13 protein-coding genes are annotated in these 16590 nt (G+C 67.3%); 5 read left to right on the top strand and 8 right to left on the bottom strand.

The annotated features are described in order from the left end of the window. Positions 1 to 153: 153 nt before the first annotated feature. On the bottom strand, positions 154 to 1161 hold the full coding sequence (locus B1964_RS25120) for an enoyl-CoA hydratase/isomerase family protein (protein ID WP_079931736.1): 1008 nt from the start codon (positions 1159 to 1161) through the stop codon (positions 154 to 156). Between the two features lie 5 nt (positions 1162 to 1166). Next, on the bottom strand, positions 1167 to 2057 hold the full coding sequence (locus B1964_RS25115) for a LysR family transcriptional regulator (RefSeq protein ID WP_079931735.1): 891 nt from the start codon (positions 2055 to 2057) through the stop codon (positions 1167 to 1169). A gap of 92 nt (positions 2058 to 2149) precedes the next feature. On the opposite strand from B1964_RS25115, the gene B1964_RS25110 reads away from it, so the two are divergent. Further along, positions 2150 to 3085 carry a DMT family transporter gene (locus B1964_RS25110; protein WP_253194181.1) on the top strand — a complete coding sequence of 312 codons (936 nt, stop codon included), beginning with the start codon at positions 2150 to 2152 and terminating at the stop codon, positions 3083 to 3085. Positions 3086 to 3217: 132 nt separating this feature from the next. Further along, positions 3218 to 4753, top strand: a complete 1536-nt coding sequence (locus tag B1964_RS25105) for an ABC-F family ATP-binding cassette domain-containing protein (protein ID WP_079931734.1) — start codon at positions 3218 to 3220, stop codon at positions 4751 to 4753. Between the two features lie 36 nt (positions 4754 to 4789). On the opposite strand, the gene B1964_RS25100 is transcribed toward B1964_RS25105, so the two are convergent. Beyond that, positions 4790 to 4984: a YbdD/YjiX family protein gene (locus B1964_RS25100; protein ID WP_079931733.1), complete on the bottom strand. Its 195-nt coding sequence runs from the start codon at positions 4982 to 4984 to the stop codon at positions 4790 to 4792. Further along, entirely contained in the window at positions 4981 to 7263 is a 2283-nt protein-coding gene (locus B1964_RS25095) for a carbon starvation CstA family protein (RefSeq protein WP_079931732.1), read from the bottom strand. The genes B1964_RS25100 and B1964_RS25095 overlap by 4 nt, the downstream gene beginning before the upstream one ends. Positions 7264 to 7358: 95 nt before the next feature. Between B1964_RS25095 and B1964_RS25090 the strand changes: the two genes are divergently transcribed. Further along, complete coding sequence (locus B1964_RS25090) at positions 7359 to 8135, top strand: alpha/beta hydrolase (RefSeq protein WP_079931731.1); 777 nt, start codon at positions 7359 to 7361, stop codon at positions 8133 to 8135. 3 nt (positions 8136 to 8138) lie between these two features. On the opposite strand, the gene B1964_RS25085 is transcribed toward B1964_RS25090, so the two are convergent. From B1964_RS25085 to B1964_RS25070, 4 genes are all read right to left on the bottom strand, one after another. Beyond that, entirely contained in the window at positions 8139 to 9986 is a 1848-nt protein-coding gene (locus B1964_RS25085) for an ABC-F family ATP-binding cassette domain-containing protein (RefSeq protein ID WP_079931730.1), read from the bottom strand. Between the two features lie 67 nt (positions 9987 to 10053). Beyond that, positions 10054 to 11175 carry a lipase family protein gene (locus B1964_RS25080; RefSeq protein ID WP_020172044.1) on the bottom strand — a complete coding sequence of 374 codons (1122 nt, stop codon included), beginning with the start codon at positions 11173 to 11175 and terminating at the stop codon, positions 10054 to 10056. A gap of 116 nt (positions 11176 to 11291) precedes the next feature. Further along, positions 11292 to 12251, bottom strand: a complete 960-nt coding sequence (locus B1964_RS25075) for a 4-(cytidine 5'-diphospho)-2-C-methyl-D-erythritol kinase (protein ID WP_079931729.1) — start codon at positions 12249 to 12251, stop codon at positions 11292 to 11294. 31 nt (positions 12252 to 12282) lie between these two features. Beyond that, a complete protein-coding gene (locus B1964_RS25070; RefSeq protein ID WP_079931728.1) occupies positions 12283 to 12969 on the bottom strand; it encodes an HAD family hydrolase in 687 nt (228 codons plus the stop codon). A gap of 143 nt (positions 12970 to 13112) precedes the next feature. Between B1964_RS25070 and B1964_RS25065 the strand changes: the two genes are divergently transcribed. Continuing rightward, a complete protein-coding gene (locus B1964_RS25065) occupies positions 13113 to 14111 on the top strand; it encodes a TIGR03557 family F420-dependent LLM class oxidoreductase (RefSeq protein ID WP_079931727.1) in 999 nt (332 codons plus the stop codon). A gap of 187 nt (positions 14112 to 14298) precedes the next feature. Next, positions 14299 to 16413, top strand: a complete 2115-nt coding sequence (locus B1964_RS25060; protein WP_079931726.1) for an AAA family ATPase — start codon at positions 14299 to 14301, stop codon at positions 16411 to 16413. Positions 16414 to 16590: the final 177 nt, after the last annotated feature.

Genomic DNA, 16590 nt, shown 5'->3' with positions numbered 1-16590 from the left:
TCCTTCCGTGGCGAGTCGCCTTCCCCGCTGGTCGAGGTGCGAGCCGCGTGCGGCGAGCCTCGAGACCAACTGCAGCAAAGCTGGATTCGGACCGACGTCGCCCAGATACACTCCGAAACAACAGGTCTCGAGGGAGACTACCGATCCGAGGTGTCACACACCGACGATGCGGGAGACCTCTGCGGGATCGACGTCGTCGATCTCGGCGGGGACGAAGGCGGGAGTTCGGTCTTTGTCGACCAGTACCGCTCGCACACCTTCGGCGAAATCGTGGGTTGCGGTGATCTTTTCGGCGGAATGCAGTTCGCGCTCCAGACATTCGTCGAGCATCGCGGTCTCACCGAGTTCGAGCAGTCGTGCGGTGACCCAAAGACTGGTCGGCGATGCGTGGCCGAGAAGGTCGAGCATCTGCGCGGCCCACTCGTCGCCGACCGCACCGCGCAGACCCCCGACGATCCCTGCGACATTCGTGTCGGAGAAGTATTCGCCGATCTGCTCCACGGGCAGCGGTGGGTGGTCGGTGTGCTTGTCCGGTGAGGGCACCAGGATCTCGCCGAGTGGTGCGCCGGAACGGATTCGGTCGGCAACGCCACCGAGTTCCGCGGACGGCACGAAGTGCGTCGCCAGACCCACCGACAACGCCTGCGAACCGCGAACCCGAGCGCCGGTGAGCGCCAACCACATTCCGACCCCCTGCGGCAGCCGGGGCAAGAAGTAGGTGGATCCGATGTCGGGGAAGAAGCCGATCGCGGTCTCGGGCATCGCGATCATCGCCTTCTCGGTGACCACTCGGATCTCCCCGTGCACGCTGATTCCCAGACCACCGCCCATGGCGGCACCGTCGATCAGCGCGATATGCGCCTTGGGGTACTCGGCGATCAACTGATTGAGCCGGTATTCGTGGGAGAAGTAGCGGGTGATCGACTCGGTATCGTCGGCGAGCGCGCTGTCACGGATCGCGCGGATATCGCCGCCCGCGCAGAAGGCGCGGTCGGTACCCGAGGTCAGCATCACGGTCTCGATGTCGTCGTCGTCGGCCCAGCGCAACAGCACGTCATACATGTCGTCCACCATCGACTGGTCGAGCGCATTGAGGGCCTTGGGCCGGTCGAGGACGATCTCGCCGACCCCGTTGGCAACATTGGTGCGGATGTACGACATGACGTTCACGCTAGCGCGTCAGCGCGCCGTCGGTCACCCGCCTCGACCTGCGACGTCGTCTCGGCCAGTGCCGCGCGCGTCGCGGCCTGCACCGACTCGGGGACCGTCAGCGCGAAGCGGACCTGCAGGGCGCACGACGGCGACGGCGGCAGCGATGCGACCTCGCGCAACCCCTCCGGCGGGCGGCTGACCACCGGCAACAACACCACGCCGAGCCCCGCACGCACCGCGGCGGTGACGCCGGCCAGGTCGGCCGACTCGACGATGATCGCGAAATCGATCCCCGCCTGCCGAAGGATGTCGAGGGCCACACCTCGGGTCGAGCAGGGTTCGTCGAACACCACCAGCGGCAGCGGCTTGTCGGGCTCGACGACGAGGTCTGGAGCCCCGAACCAGCGCATCGCAACCCGAGGGCCCAGCAGTTCGGTCGTGGGTCCAACCGGTTCGTGATACACCGCGACATCGACGTCGCCGTTCTCGATGGCCGCAATCACCCGGCGGCTGCGGTCGAGACGAAAGGTGACCGCGTGCCCGGGGCACTGCTCCCGCAGGATTTGCGAGAGAAACGGCAGCGACCAGTCCGCGCCGTGCTCGGTCGTGGCCACTGTCAATGTGGGAGTGGCGGAGCGAATATTCAAGCGCCGCAACGCATCATCATGGGCGGCGAGGATGCGGCGCGCTTCGGCGAGCATTGTCTCCCCGTCCGCGGTGAAGCGGGTGATCCGCCCTTCACGCTCGACGAGCTTGAGTCCGGTCACGGTCTCGAGCCGGCGGACATGTTGACTGACCGCGGACTGGGTCAGGTGCAGCGCCGTCGCCGCTCGGTGAAAACCACCGCAGGTGGCCACTGCGACGAGACTGCGCAGCGGGGTGATGTCGAGAACCGTGTTGGCCATGACGCCCAGCGTAAGTCGATCAGGATTCATGATCAATCACGATTACTGATCATTGTTGGACGACGAGCGTGGTCGCCGCGAGGCTGGAGCACATGAGAATCCCTCCCCTGCCCGCCGCCGCTTTCATCCTGTTGTGGGCCTTCGGCTATCCGCTCGGGGCGCTCGGCGTGTCCGCGATGTCGCCGATGGCGCTGCTGACCATCCGATTCGCGGGATCCGCGGTAGCCCTCGGCATCATCGCCGTCGTGACCCGCCGAGCCTTCCCCCGCGGACGGCAGCTCGGCCACGTCGCAGTCGTCGGATTGCTGACCCAATTCCTCCAATTCGGCTGCGCCTACCTCGGATTACAACTCGGGGTGCCCGCCGTCATCGTCGCACTGGTCATCGCCTTGAACCCGGTGGCCACCGCGATACTCGCGTGGCCTGTGCTCGGTCAACGCCTCGGCTCGCGGCAATGGATCGGCATCGCGGTCGGCACGGCCGCGGTCCTGGCCGCGTGCCTTCCCCGGGTGATAGCCGACGCCTCGACGATGGGCATCGCCGTCGGCCTGACCTTGCTCGCACTGACCGGTGTCGCGCTCGGCGGTATCTATCAGCAACGCTTCTGCGGCGGAGTCGATCTCGTCGCCGGCAATGCCGTCCAACTGACCGTGGCCCTGATACCCACGGCCGCAATCACTCTCGCGACTCCCGAGTCGATCACCGATCCACTCCGGGCGACCTGGGTGCTGCCGACGATGATCATCGCCTCGTCGATGATCGCCACCACCCTGTTCCTCCGGCTGGTCAACACCGCCGGTGCCGCGGCCACGTCGATGTTGTTCACACTCATCCCCTCGGCGTCGGCACTGCTGGCGTGGGGTCTGCTCGGCCAACGCCCCGATCTCGGAATCGTCGTCGGACTCGTCCTGGGCGCCGCGTCGTTGGTGATCGTGCGACGCCCGGGCGCCTCACCCCGGAACATCCGGCGAACAAAAGCGGTTGACACACCTGTCCGGGGGCGCGCTATCGTGAACGCGCATCCCTGAGGCACGCCAGCCAGCTGATTCACATCGAGGAGTGATCTGCCAGTCATGAACATCTGAGGTCGGTAAACCACCGCGAGAGTCGACGCCGTACGCGACGTCGCCGCGGAATCCTCACCACCTCAAGGAGTTCTCATGGCGTCACCCCTGCACCCTTCCGGATCGATCACCCTCTCGGGCGTCTCTTTCGCCTGGCCTGATGGCACCCCCGTCTTCGACGATCTCTCGATGAGCGTCCCACCAGGGATCAGCTCACTCGTCGGAGCGAACGGCGCCGGCAAGACCACGTTGCTGCAACTCATCCTCGGCGCACTGTCGCCGTCCACGGGCAGCATCTCGGTCTCCGGCGACTGCGCGCTGGTCCCCCAGCATCCGCAGGGCCACTCCGACGACACCGTCGCCGACGTCTTGGGAATCGCCACGATTCGCAACGCTTTACGACGGATCGAGAGCGGATCGGTCCAACCCGACGACTACGACACCGTCGGCGACGACTGGGACGTCGAGGAGCGCGCGCTCGCGCAACTGTCGGCGTTGGGCCTCGTCGCCGACCTGGACCGCACCGTCGGCACCCTCTCCGGTGGCGAGTCGACGATGCTCGCGATCGCGGCCCGCCTCCTCCGCCGCCCCGACGTCCTGCTGCTCGACGAGCCAACCAACAATCTCGACACCGATTCGCGAACAGCTCTTTTCGAGGCGCTCGACGCGTTCTCCGGAACCGTGCTGCTGGTCAGCCACGACCTCGAGTTGCTCGATCGCGTCGACACCACGATCGAGCTGTACCGAGGCAGAGTACGGCTCTTCGGCGGTCCGTACACGCTGTACCGCGAGGTCCTCGATACCGAGCAGGCCGCCGCGGAGGCTGCCGTCGCCAACGCCGCGGGTGATCTGCGCGCGCAGAAACGCGACCTCGCCGACGCCCAGATCACCCTGGACCGTCGGGCCCGGACGGCGGCGAAAGCCGAACGCGAGAAACGGGTCCCGAAGATCGTCGCGCACGGACGCCGGAACGCGGCGCAGGTATCGGCGGGCAAGTACCGCACCTCGCACCGCGAGGACGTCGCCGCGGCGGCGGGTCGGCTGGAATCGGCGCGCGCCGACGTCCGTGACGACCGGACCGCGCGGATCTCGATGCCCGAACCCGACCTCGCCACCCATGCCCAGGTGATCGCCGACGACCGGCTGCGCATCGACGGTCCGGAGCGTGTTGCGCTCGTCGGTGCCAACGGGTCCGGGAAGACCACTCTCATCACCGACCTCATCGCCGGCGACCGCGTACTCGTGCCGTATGCCCTGGTGCCGCAGCGCATCGCCTTCGTCGAATCGTCGCGAACGGTCGCCCAGAATATCTCGGCGACACACCCTGATGCCACTGCGCAACAGGTTCGAGCGCATCTCGCGCGATTCCTGTTCCGCGGCAACGCCGGTGACCGTGCCCTCGCCGAGTTGTCGGGCGGTGAGCGGCTGCGGGTGGCGTTGGCGTCGGCGTTGCTCACCGACCCGACACCCAAGCTCCTGATCCTTGATGAACCGACCAACAACCTCGACATCGACACCACCGAGGAACTGGTATCGGCGTTGCGTGCCTGGACCGGTGCGCTGCTGCTGGTCAGCCACGACCCCGGGTTCCGCGACCGCGTCGGGATCGACCGCACGGTGCGGATCGGGTGAGTGTCACCCGGGAGAAACACCTAAGAACGACACGCTCTAACAGCATCGGCCCTGCGGGTTGTTCTCGACATGGTCCCACCGGTGGCGCCAGTAGTCGCGCTCGCTCATCGGCGGTGTCGGATCACCGTGTGCGGAATGGTGTTGCAGGTAACGCTGGTAGTCCCGGTCACCCATGACGCTGCCCACGTACCACGCGACTCGCTTTCCCATCCGGCACAGCATCTGCCTCATGTGTCCGGCTCGGTCTTGCGCTGGGTGGCGAGATCATCCCATTCCCGCTGGACCTCTCGCTCGGCGGCGGTGGTGATGAGCCCGCTCGGCCCGAAGATGCGTGAGGGTTCCGGTGGGTCCTCGGTGGTCGGGAGTCCGCCAAGACGCAGTGCCTTCATCGAGACGTAGACACCGACGACCACCACGATGAGCACGAGTACCGCGAAGATGATCGACAACGTGCCCTGGATAAAGGTGTTGCGGATGACGGCGTCGATCTCGCCGATGTTCTTGGCGGTCTTGAACGACGTCTTGCCGGCGTCCTTGGCGTTGGCGAAGTCGCGGTGCTGCGCCCAGTAGCCGATGGCCGGATTCGACGAGAAGATCTTCTGCCAGGACGCACTCATGGTGACGATCACATCCCACACCAACGGGATTCCGGGTATCCACGCCCACTTGGCCTGTCCGCGTTTGAACAGGATGACGGTGACGACCGTCAACGCGACCGCGGCGAGCAACTGGTTGGCGATGCCGAACAGCGGGAACAGCGTGTTGATACCGCCGAGCGGGTCGGTGACGCCCATCAGCAGGATCGAACCCCATGCGGCGCAGACGATCACGGTGCACAGCCACGCTCCGGGCCGCCAGGACGGATCCTTGAAGCGGCTCGCACCGGGGATGTTGCCGATGCCGTCGGACAGCATGAACCGCGCAACCCGGGTACCGGCGTCGACGGTGGTCAGGATGAACAGCGCCTCGAACATGATCGCGAAGTGATACCAGAACGCCCGCAACGATTCCCCGCCGATGGCGCGCTGCAGTGTGTCGGCCATACCCATCGCGAGGGTGGGCGCACCACCGGTGCGGGAGACGATCGAGGACTCACCGACTCCCTCGGCGGCGGAGGTGAAGTCCGCTGCGGTGACCGGATTTCCGCTCACGCCGAGTCCGTTGACGTAGTCGGCGGCGCCCTGCGCGGTGCCGTCGGTCAGCGCCTTGGGTGCGTTCATGCCGAAGTAGATGTGCTGATCGAGGATGCAGGCGGTGATCAACGCCATGATCGCCACCGACGATTCGGTGAGCATGCCGCCATATCCTATGATCCGGGCCTGCCCTTCCTTGGCCAGCAGTTTGGGCGTGGTGCCGGAGGCGATGAGGGCATGGAATCCCGACAGCGCACCGCAGGCGATGGTGATGAACAGGAACGGGAACAATGCGCCGGAGAAGGCGGGCCCCTTGCCGTTCCAGGCGAATTCGCTGACGGCCGGTGCCTTCATGACCGGTTGGACGATCAGGATGCCGAGGGCCAGCAGGGCGATTGTGCCGACCTTCATGAACGTCGACAGATAGTCGCGGGGTGCCAGTAGCAGCCAGACCGGCAGTACCGCGGCGGCCACACCGTAGATGATGATCGCCCAACTCAGGAAGACCGGTGAGAGGGTGAACCAGTCCTTGCCCCAACCGGATTCGCCGACGTAGCGGCCGGCGACGATGGCGGCGAGCAGCAACACCACACCGATCAGCGAGATCTCGCTGACGCGACCGGGCCGCAGATACCGCAGGTAGATACCCATGAACAGGGCGATCGGGATGGTCATCGCGATGGAGAACACGCCCCACGGACTGTCGGCGAGCGCGTTGACGACGACCAGGGCCAGCACCGCGATGAGGATGATCATGATGACCAGCACGGCGACGATCGCGGCGGTGCCGCCGACCCGGCCGAGTTCGTCGCGGGCCATCTGTCCGAGGCTGCGTCCGCGACGCCGCGTCGAGATCGACAGCACCAGATAGTCCTGAACGCAGCCGGCGACCACGGCGCCGATGATGATCCAGATGGTTCCGGGCAGGTAGCCCATCTGCGCGGCGAGTACCGGTCCGACGAGTGGACCAGCTCCGGCGATGGCGGCGAAATGATGACCGAACAGCACTCGACGGTCGGTCGGCATGTAGTCCTGCGCGTTGTCGAATTCCTCGGCGGGCGTGGCGTGATCGTCGCGGGGCTTGACGACCTTCATCTCGATCATGCGCGCGTAGAAACGGTAGGCGATGACGTAGGTGCAGACAGCCGCGACGACGAACCAGACGGCGTTGACGTTCTCCCCACGGATGAACGCCACGATCACCCACGCCACCGCACCGAGCAGGCCGATGACGGCGAACAGGATTTTCTTCGGCACGGTCATCGGTGAGCGGTCGATGATCGCGACGGGTGGGAGATCGGGATCGTTGCGGATGAACTCGACGTTCGGATAGTCCTCGCGTCGCTCGCTCGTCGGTGTCGGTTCGGTCATCGTCATGGCGTTGGTGGGCCCTTTCGACGTCTCGAGGGGAGCCACGGATAGTGGCCTGCGTCACTATACGCGGACGGTCAAACCGGTCATACTGACTCCCGATGAGCTGCAACGAACCCGAAATGGGTACCAGCGCACGGTCGGAGCGACGCACTCCGGTGGTGCTCGTTCACGGTCTGCGCGTCAGCGGTGCGTCGCTGCATCGCATCGCGAACGCCGTCACCGACCGACCGGTGATCCACCCCGACCTACCCGGTCACGGCACGCGCAGCGCCGAGACCTTCACGATGGCCGAGGCGGTGTCCGCCGTCGTCGACGCCATCGACCAACTCGGCGCACCGGCGGTCCTCGCGGGAATGTCGTTGGGCGGCTATGTCGCGATGGCCACCGTGGCCGCGCATCCCGAGCGCGTGGCCGGGCTCGTCGCGATGGGGTCGACCGCCCAGCCCAGCGGGTTGTTGGCCGCACCGTTTCGGTTGTTCGGCGCGGCCACCTCGTTCCTACCCGCGCAGAGCGCCGAGATCAGCCGGTTCCTCACCCGGATGGCGTTGGGCGCGCAGGTCTCCGACGACATGGAGGCCGGCGGGCTCGCGTTGCACTCGATTGCCGATGTGGTCGACGAGATCGCCGGATTCGACGCCCTGTCCGCGCTCGCCGGATATCCGGGACCGCTGCTGTTCGCCAATGGTGGCTGGGATCAGTTCCGAATCCACGAACGCAGGTTCGCCGCTCTGTCGCCCCGTGCGCATCTACGCGTCATGCCTCGCGCCACCCATCTGTATCCACTGGTCCAGCCGGCCGTGGCGGGAACGATGATCAGTGAGTTCGCGGCGTCGATCGACGCCGAGCGGGTAACGCAGCCGACGTCGGCACCCTGAGCCTCACTCGATGGCTTCGGCGGCCTCGAGCCACGCCGCTTCGGCGGCTTCCTTACCGGAAACCACTTGCCGTAGTTCGGTATTGAGCGACACCAGACGTTCGGGGTCGGTGGCCGCGGCCACCAGCGCGGCATGCAACTCGTCCTCGCGCCGCGAGAGTTGCTCGATCTGCCGCTCGGCCCGGTTCATCGCCTTGCGTGCCTCGCGGTGTTCGGCGGCACTCACCGCGGGTCGCTCGGCAGGAGCGTCGGCCGTACCCGGGGTCTGCGCGTCTGCGGTCTGCCCCGATGCCGCCTGCGACGAACCCACCTTCGACGAACCCGAACCCGTGGTGCCGGAACGCATCTCACGACGCCGATCGAGATACTGCGCGATCCCGCCCGGCAGGTTGGTGAGCGAGCCGTCACCGAACAACGCCCACGTGGAGTCACAGATCCGCTCGATCAGGTAGCGATCGTGGGAGATGACCACCATGGTCCCGGCCCACGAGTCGAGGAGATCCTCGAGCTGCTGCAAGGTGTCGATGTCGAGATCGTTGGTCGGCTCGTCGAGCAACAACACGTTCGGTTCGGCCATCAGCACACGCGTCAACTGCAGGCGCCGACGCTCACCACCGGAGAGATCGCCGACCGGGGTACGTTGTTTGGCCGGCGAGAAGCCGAGCCGTTCGGCGAGCTGACTCGCCGAATACTCCTTGTCACCCAACATGATCCGCGCGGCCACCGACTCCACCGCGTCGAGGACCCGCTGGTCCTCATCGAGGTCGTCGAGTTCTTGGCGCAGCCAGCCCAGTTTCACCGTCACGCCCTCGATGCGACGTCCGGGGGCCACGTCGACCTCCCCGGCCAGCGCACGCAGCAACGTCGTCTTGCCCGATCCGTTGACCCCGACCAGACCGATACGCTCCCCCGGCGCCAGTCGCCAGGTCAGAGTGTCCAGCAACGCCTGTCCCGCGGGTGTCTCGATGTGCGCGTCCTCGAGTTCGATGACCACGCGTCCGAGCCGGCGCTTGGCGAACGTCGACAGCGTCACCGTGTCGCGGGGCGGCGGGACGTCGCTGATCAGCTTTTCGGCGGCCTCGATTCGGTAGCGCGGCTTGGAGGTTCGGGCGGGCGGTCCGCGACGCAGCCACGCCAGCTCCTTGCGGGCCAGGTTGCGTCGCCGCTCCTCGGCGGCGTCGGCGAGGCGCACCCGCTCGGCGCGGGCGAACACCCAGTCGTTGTATCCGCCCTCGTACTCGTCGACCCGACCGTCGTGGACCTCCCAGGTCCGGGTGGCGACGGTGTCGAGGAACCAGCGGTCGTGGGTGACCACGACGAGTGCGCCGCGACGCCGCATGAGGTGATCGGCGAGCCATTGCACGCCTTCGACATCGAGGTGGTTGGTGGGCTCGTCGAGGATCAGGACGTCGGCCTCGGAGACCAGCGCGGCGGCCAGCCCGACGCGGCGTCGCTGTCCGCCGGAGAGTTCGTCGACCCGAGCGTCGAGCAGTTCGTCGACGCCGATGCCGGCGAGGATCCCGCGGACCCTCGGGTCGCCGGCCCACTCGTGCACGGCGATGTCGGGACCGCCGACGACGACCTCGGCGACCGTCTTGCCCGCCGGCAGCTCACCGCGCTGGGGGACCACGGCGATGCGCGCCCCACCCGCCCGCGACACACGCCCCGAGTCGGGTTCGGTGACGCCACCGAGGATCTCCAGCAGCGTGGTCTTGCCGCCGCCGTTGAGTCCCACCACCCCGATGCGCTGCTCCTCGTGCACGCCGAGGCTGACCTCGTCGAGCAGGGATTTGATGCCGAAGCTCTTGCTGATGCGGTCGGCGTTGATCAGCGCGGAGGAGGCGGGTGGCACCGGTAGACGATAACAACCCCGGACTGTCGGGCTCTCCTGTGGCGCCGACTCCCCGCCGGTGCGGTGCTCAATCCCGCCCGAATGCCGCCGCGGCGGTACCCATCACCTGATCGAGCGAATCGGCGACGACGTCGGTGTGGTCGGCGCGGGTGTGGGTGTGCAGGTCGACGTCGGTGCCGTCGGCGTGCATCGAGCGGACCAGCGTCGCGGTCAACGGGAACGGCACCACCGGGTCGAGCAGGCCGTGATCGATGCGGATCGGCACCGTGTACCCGCCGGTCGGCACCCGCGTGTAGTCGGCGAGCGCGGCCACGAAGCGCTCGTCGCCCAGCGAGGAGTCCAGCAGATCTCCCGGCGCCACCGACCGCATCGCGGCCGACACCTCGCCGTTGCACTCCGATCGCGCGAGATCGAGATAGCGTTTGCCCGCCTGGGTGAGGTGATCGGTGACGTGCAGATCGGGTCGCGCGTGGTCGAGGCCGGCAAGGATGTAGAGATACAGCGCACTGACGGTGTTGAGTTTCCCCAGGCTCGGCACGCTGGGCGTGAACGACTTGGTGAGTACCCCTTCGATACCGGAAGCCGGTGCCAGGGCCAGGATTTCACGCAGATTCAGTTCCGGCGCGTACGACGGCGCCTCGTGCCCGGCGAACAATGCCGCATGCCCGCCCTGCGAATGCCCGGCGGACACCCACTCGGTACCCAACGACGCGTCACGGGCGCGGGCCGCGCGGATCATGTCGATCACCGAGTGCGCGGCGGCCCGTCCGCCGAGGTACTCGGTCTCACCGGGTGCGCCGAGGCCCGCGTAATCGGTTGCGGTGACCGCATATCCGCGCTTGAGAGCGTCGATGATCGCGGTGTCGACACCGGAGCCCTTGCGGGTCCGGCTCGGCGCGCACTCGTCGGCGATCCCGGTGGTGCCGTGCGCCCAGGAGAAGATGCGCCACCCGCCCGACGGCGGCGTGCCCTTCGGAACGTAGAACACGCCGGTGGACAACGCCATTCGATCATTCTGGTCGCGGGTCGCATACGTGAGGCGTTGTCCCGACGCCGCGCCGGGCGGCAGGTCGGCGCCGACGATCACAGTGCCGGCGAGCACGCGCCCGGGGATCGGGGTCGCGGTGGCCGAGCCGGCTCCGAGCGACGCCAAGCCGACCGTCATCAGTCCGACCACGACTGCGACCACACCGACGACCCCGAGCCGACGACATTCGCGGTGAGTCCGAGCGAACGCCCCGGGTACACCGCGGGCGTTGGCCCGCTCGCCCCGCGTTCGTGTGCGCGGCCGTCGTGGTCGCGTGATCACTGCCCGGGCGCCTGTCGGGTCGCGCCGCTGACCGGCCCGGATGCGGTGCGTACCGAACGGGCCACCCCGGCACCGGACAGTTCGGCGGCCACGGCCACCGCGGCCTCGGCGTCGGCGCACAGGAAGGCGCACGTCGGCCCCGATCCGGAGACGATGCCGTTCAACGCGCCCGCGTCGACGCCGGCGCGCAGCGTTCGGCGCAGTCCCGGCCGCAGACTCAGTGCGGCCGGCTGCAGATCGTTGTGCAGCAGCGGCGCGATCTGCGTCGGCTCCCCGGTGGTCAGGGCCTGCACCAGCTCGTCGGGCCGCGGGTTGTGCACGTCGAAGGCGTCGGCGTGGTCGGCGCGCAGACGGTCGAGTTCGGCGAAGACGGCCGGCGTGGACAGTCCGTCGCGCGCGAACGCCAGCACCCAGTGCAGCTCACCGCGCGCGATCATCGGCATCAGTTGTTCACCGCGGCCGGTGCCCATCGCGGTACCGCCCTGGACCGAGAAGGGCACGTCGCTGCCGAGACCGGCGGCGATCTCCAGCAGCTCCGCACGCGGCAGATCGAGTTTCCACAGTGCGGCGAGAGCCACCAGGGCACCCGCGGCGTCGGCGCTACCGCCGGCCATTCCGCCGGCGACCGGGATGCGTTTGACGATCTCGATGGCCACCCGCGGATCGCGGTCGGCCCACTTGCCGAGCGCGCGGACGGCCTTGATCGCCAGGTTGTCGTCGTCGAGGGGTACGTCGGCGGCGTCGGCGCCTCGTCCGCCCTCGCGGCGCAGCGTCACCCCGAGGGCGGCGGCGCGCGCGACGGTGACGTCGTCGTACAACGAGAGCGCCTGGTAGACGGTGACGAGATCGTGGTAGCCGTCGTCGCGGAGCGGGCCGACGCCGAGGTGAAGATTCACCTTGGCGGGCACGCGCACGGAAACGGCGTCGGAGATCACCGACAGGGACGCTGGGGACACGGGTATCCAGGGTAGTGAATCGCCGTGCGAGTCACGGTTGCCAACCCCGTTCGACCAGCGCGGCGACGTCGTCGACGACCTCGATCGCGCCCGCATCGAGCAACTCCGCACCCGCGAAACCACCGGTCCGCACACCGACGCAGGCGATACCGAGTTCGTTCGCCGACGCCACGTCCCACACGCTGTCGCCGACGAGGACCGCGGTGTCACCGCCGGAACGTTCACGCGCGACCGCCAGGAGATCCGGCGCAGGCTTGGAGTTCTCGGCGTCGTCGGCGCTGGTCACGACGGCGAAATCGGAGCGCGTCAGGCCCAGTAGATCCAGCGCTGCGTCGGTGAACTCCCGCGCCCCCGACGACGCGAGCGCCACCCGATAGCCGGCATCGGCGAGCATCCGCACCAGTTCCGCCGCACGCGGTAGCGCGCGCACCTCGGGTAGCAGCTTGCGGTATTGCTGGGCCCACTCGTCGCGCAGGTCATCGCCGAGGGAGTTCTCGACGTCCGGCCCGCAGATCTCCCCCACCAGCTGATCGCCGCCCATCCCGATCGCGCGGTGGATACGCCACCATTCGGGGTACAGATCGTGCCCGGCGAAGGCGCGCTGCCACGCCAAGGCGTGCAGATGGTTCGAGTCGATGAGCGTACCGTCGACGTCGAGGAGCACGGTGTCCACAGGCGCCTCTTCGGTCGGCGTCTCTGTCCGGTCGGTGTGCGTCATCGCTGTCACTCCTGTTCCTCTTGGGTCGAGACCACGTGCCCACCATCCACCTTCGCACTGTTGGACGTCGAGCCGGTGGGACGTCGAGGTGGCGTCACTTCCGATTCGCTCGGACGTCCGCACCGATCAGAAGGAGCGCGAGCATGGCGACACGATTCGGATACACCCTCATGACCGAGCAGGCCGGACCCCGGCAGCTGGTCCGGGACGCGGTGGCCGCCGAGAAGGCCGGCTTCGATTTCGAGGTGTCCAGCGATCATTACTTCCCGTGGCTCTCGGCGCAGGGCCACGCACCGTACGCATGGACGGTGCTCGGCGCGGTGGCTCACGCGACCGAGCAGGTCGAGCTGATGACCTACGTGACCTGCCCGACGATTCGTTACCACCCGGCCATCATCGCCCAGAAGGCCGCGACCCTGCAGTTGCTCGCCGAGGGCCGGTTCATTCTCGGACTCGGTAGCGGTGAGAACCTCAACGAGCATGTCGTCGGCGCGGGGTGGCCTGCCGTCTCCGAGCGGCACGCCATGCTCGCCGAGGCGATCGAGATCATCCGAGCATTGCTCGACGGCGGTCTCGTCGATCATCGCGGCGAGTTCTTCCAGGTCGATTCGGCACGGATCTGGGATCTGCCCGACGACGGTGTGCCCATCGGCGTGGCGGTGTCCGGACCCCGTTCGATCGACGAATTCGGGCCTCTCGCAGACCATCTCATCGCCGTCGAGCCGAAGGCGGACTTCATCGAGCACTGGAATGCCAATTCCGAGACCACCTCGATCGGGCAGGGCGCCGCGCTCGACCCGGCGCGCGCGATCGGACAGATCCCGATCTGCTGGGACCCGGACCGCGATACCGCGGTGTCCCGCGCCCACGACCAGTTCCGGTGGTTCGCCGGCGGCTGGCACGTGAACGCGAACCTGCCGACCACCGCGGCGTTCGCCGGCGCCACCCAGTTCGTCACCCCCGACGACGTCGCGGCCAACATCCCCTGCGGGTCGGATCTCGACGAACTCGTCGACGGGATCCGGCCATTCGTCGACGCCGGATTCACCGACGTCGCACTCGTTCAGATCGGCGGCGAGAGCCAGGAGCGGTTCCTCGACGAGGCGGCCGGGCCGTTGCTGGAGAAGTTGCGGTCGGCCTGAGCGCTGACGCTGGAACGCGGTGCGTGCCAGGCCACGGAAATGCTGTTCTGTCAACGGATCTCCGCCGAACGCACCCTGACCTCCGTTCTTACCCGAAGGCCATGACCGGACTGCGAAGTCAACGTTGCATAGTCGGTGCCCGCCCTCCACAGTGGACGTCGTTGGTCGAACGACGGAAGACGGGTCAATGGCTGAGATCACCGACAGGGCAACGCAGATCGCAGAGGAGCAGATCGCAGAGGAGCAGCAGGCCGTCGACACGATGTACGCACGCCTCGACACCGAGACGATGATCGGTCTCCGAGCGCGTGAAGAGGCCCTCTCGTCGCCCATCGACGGTCCCGGAGATCGTGTCGCGCGAGACGCCGAGCTGTCACGTCTGGACAAGGTCGTCCGTCGGCTCCGGAAGGCGGAACACGCACTGTGTTTCGGGCGGATCGACGGAGCGGACCGCGGCGTACCGATGTACATCGGTCGGGTCGGGCTCCTGTCGGACTCGCACCGCACACTGCTCGTGGACTGGCGGGCCGACGCTGCTCGACCTTTCTACGCGGCGACTTCGGCGTCACCGCTCGGGGTGCGTCGGCGTCGTCACCTGCGACTACGAGACCGTAAGGTCGTCGAGCTCACCGACGAGATCCTCGATGGGACCGCACCGACCGATACCGACGTCGTCGGCGACAGCCCCCTCGTCTCCGCACTGAGTGGAGCTCGGACGGGTCGGATGCGCGAAGCGATGGCGACCTTGCAAGCCGAACAGGACGAGATCGTCAGATCCGAACACCGCGGAATCATGGTTGTCGATGGCGGCCCGGGAACGGGCAAGACGATCGTTGCCCTGCATCGGGCGGCGTATGTGCTGTACGCGTTTCCCGCGATTGCCGATCGCGGAGTATTGGTGTTCGGACCGAACAGACGATTTCTCACCTATATCTCCGACGTTCTGCCGTCCCTGGGTGAGAACGATGTCGCCCTGCGTACGACCACCGACCTGGTGGATGTCACGGTGACGCGCGCAGAGACCGATCCGATCGCACTCGCGAAGGGTTGCACGCACTTTGCCGAACTTCTCGCCGGTCGGGTCGAGGCCTCACAACCTCATGGGATACCCCTGCGATTGCGGACCGGATACGGCGCGATCGTGCTTGATCCCGCACGCGTGGATGCCGCTCGCCGCAGTGCGTTGCAGGGCGGCGTCGGCCACAACCGGGCGCGTGAGTCATTCCTCGAACAGATCGTTGATGAGGCGGTCACCGAGCTGGAAGCACAAACTGCACAGGAGATCTCGGACTTCGAGGACGAGATCCGAAGCGTACTCGGCATCGATCTCGATCGAATGTTCGCCGGCGAGGCCCGGCCCTCGGCGTATGCCGACGACGGCAGCGGGGAGCTCGAGATCGACTGGGACCGTATCCACGATGATCTCCTCGACGACGCCGAAATCACACGGGCCATCGACGAGGTCTGGCCACTCCTCACCGCCGACGACGTGGTGCGTGACGTGCTCACTGACGCCGTCTCGCTCACTCGTCACTTCCCGCGGCGCACCGACAAGGACGTCGCCTCGATCGTCGACGGCGCTCGACAAGGTTGGAGCATGGCCGATCTGGCACTCCTGGATGAGGCCCGCGCGCTCGTCGACGGGCCACCCGAGACCGTGTACGGGCACATCGTCGTCGACGAGGCGCAGCAACTCTCGCAGATGCAGTGGCGGATGCTCATGCGTCGATGCCCGAACCACTCGATGACCATCGTCGGCGACCTCGCCCAGTCGGGACCGACCACGACCATCAGCTCCTGGGGCGAGGCGCTGCACCCTTTTGTCGACGACCGCTTTGTCCACCACACTCTCACGATCAACTACCGCACCACCGCGGAGATCTTGGAAACCACCGCACCCGTCCTGGCGCGTATCGCTCCCACACAGCGGCTTTCACGCTCGATACGTCGTGGCGAGTATCCGACGACCGGCATCGTCGCGAACGATGCCGTCGACTCCGAGGTGGACGAACTGGTCGCGGCGATGCGGGCAGCGCACCCCGGGGAGCTCATCGGCATCATCACCACGGCACGGCGCGCATCGTGCTCCGACGCCGCCGCACTCGGAGACGATGTGATGGTCGTGCCGGCCGCCGACGCGCGTGGTCTGGAATTCGACACCGTGATCGTGCTCGGCGCCAACGAGATCCGGTGTGCGGACGACTCCGGTCTCCGAGATCTCTACGTGGCACAGACCCGGGCGACCAAGCGCCTGGTCATGCTCGACATCGGCGGGCCCGTTCCTGACGACGGTGCGGTCTGAGCGCTTCTCGCTGGTCGATTTCGCTCGCGCGCAACGATTTCCTTGCGCGGGAGCGAAATCGACCAGCGGAAAGCAGTACGTGGTGCGCTCAGTCGCCCGCCGGGACCTGCGCCAACCGGACGAAGTCGTCGACGTCGAGCTTCTCGCCGCGGATCTGCGGGTCGATGCCGGCGGCGC

This window comes from Gordonia sp. i37, from assembly GCF_002043085.1.
GTDB classification, from domain to species: domain Bacteria; phylum Actinomycetota; class Actinomycetes; order Mycobacteriales; family Mycobacteriaceae; genus Gordonia; species Gordonia polyisoprenivorans.
This window is presented reverse-complemented; position numbering and strand designations above follow the sequence as displayed.

Excerpts from the sequence above, each read along its gene's own strand:
- B1964_RS25095 (WP_079931732.1), bottom strand. The coding sequence starts at position 7,263 with ATGACGATGACCGAACCGACACCGACGAGCGAGCGACGCGAGGACTAT.
- B1964_RS25100 (WP_079931733.1), bottom strand. The coding sequence starts at position 4,984 with ATGAGGCAGATGCTGTGCCGGATGGGAAAGCGAGTCGCGTGGTACGTG.
- B1964_RS25120 (WP_079931736.1), bottom strand. The coding sequence starts at position 1,161 with ATGTCGTACATCCGCACCAATGTTGCCAACGGGGTCGGCGAGATCGTC.
- B1964_RS25060 (WP_079931726.1), top strand. The coding sequence starts at position 14,299 with ATGGCTGAGATCACCGACAGGGCAACGCAGATCGCAGAGGAGCAGATC.
- B1964_RS25110 (WP_253194181.1), top strand. The coding sequence starts at position 2,150 with ATGAGAATCCCTCCCCTGCCCGCCGCCGCTTTCATCCTGTTGTGGGCC.
- B1964_RS25070 (WP_079931728.1), bottom strand. The coding sequence starts at position 12,969 with ATGACGCACACCGACCGGACAGAGACGCCGACCGAAGAGGCGCCTGTG.
- B1964_RS25090 (WP_079931731.1), top strand. The coding sequence starts at position 7,359 with ATGAGCTGCAACGAACCCGAAATGGGTACCAGCGCACGGTCGGAGCGA.
- B1964_RS25105 (WP_079931734.1), top strand. The coding sequence starts at position 3,218 with ATGGCGTCACCCCTGCACCCTTCCGGATCGATCACCCTCTCGGGCGTC.
- B1964_RS25065 (WP_079931727.1), top strand. The coding sequence starts at position 13,113 with ATGGCGACACGATTCGGATACACCCTCATGACCGAGCAGGCCGGACCC.
- B1964_RS25115 (WP_079931735.1), bottom strand. The coding sequence starts at position 2,057 with ATGGCCAACACGGTTCTCGACATCACCCCGCTGCGCAGTCTCGTCGCA.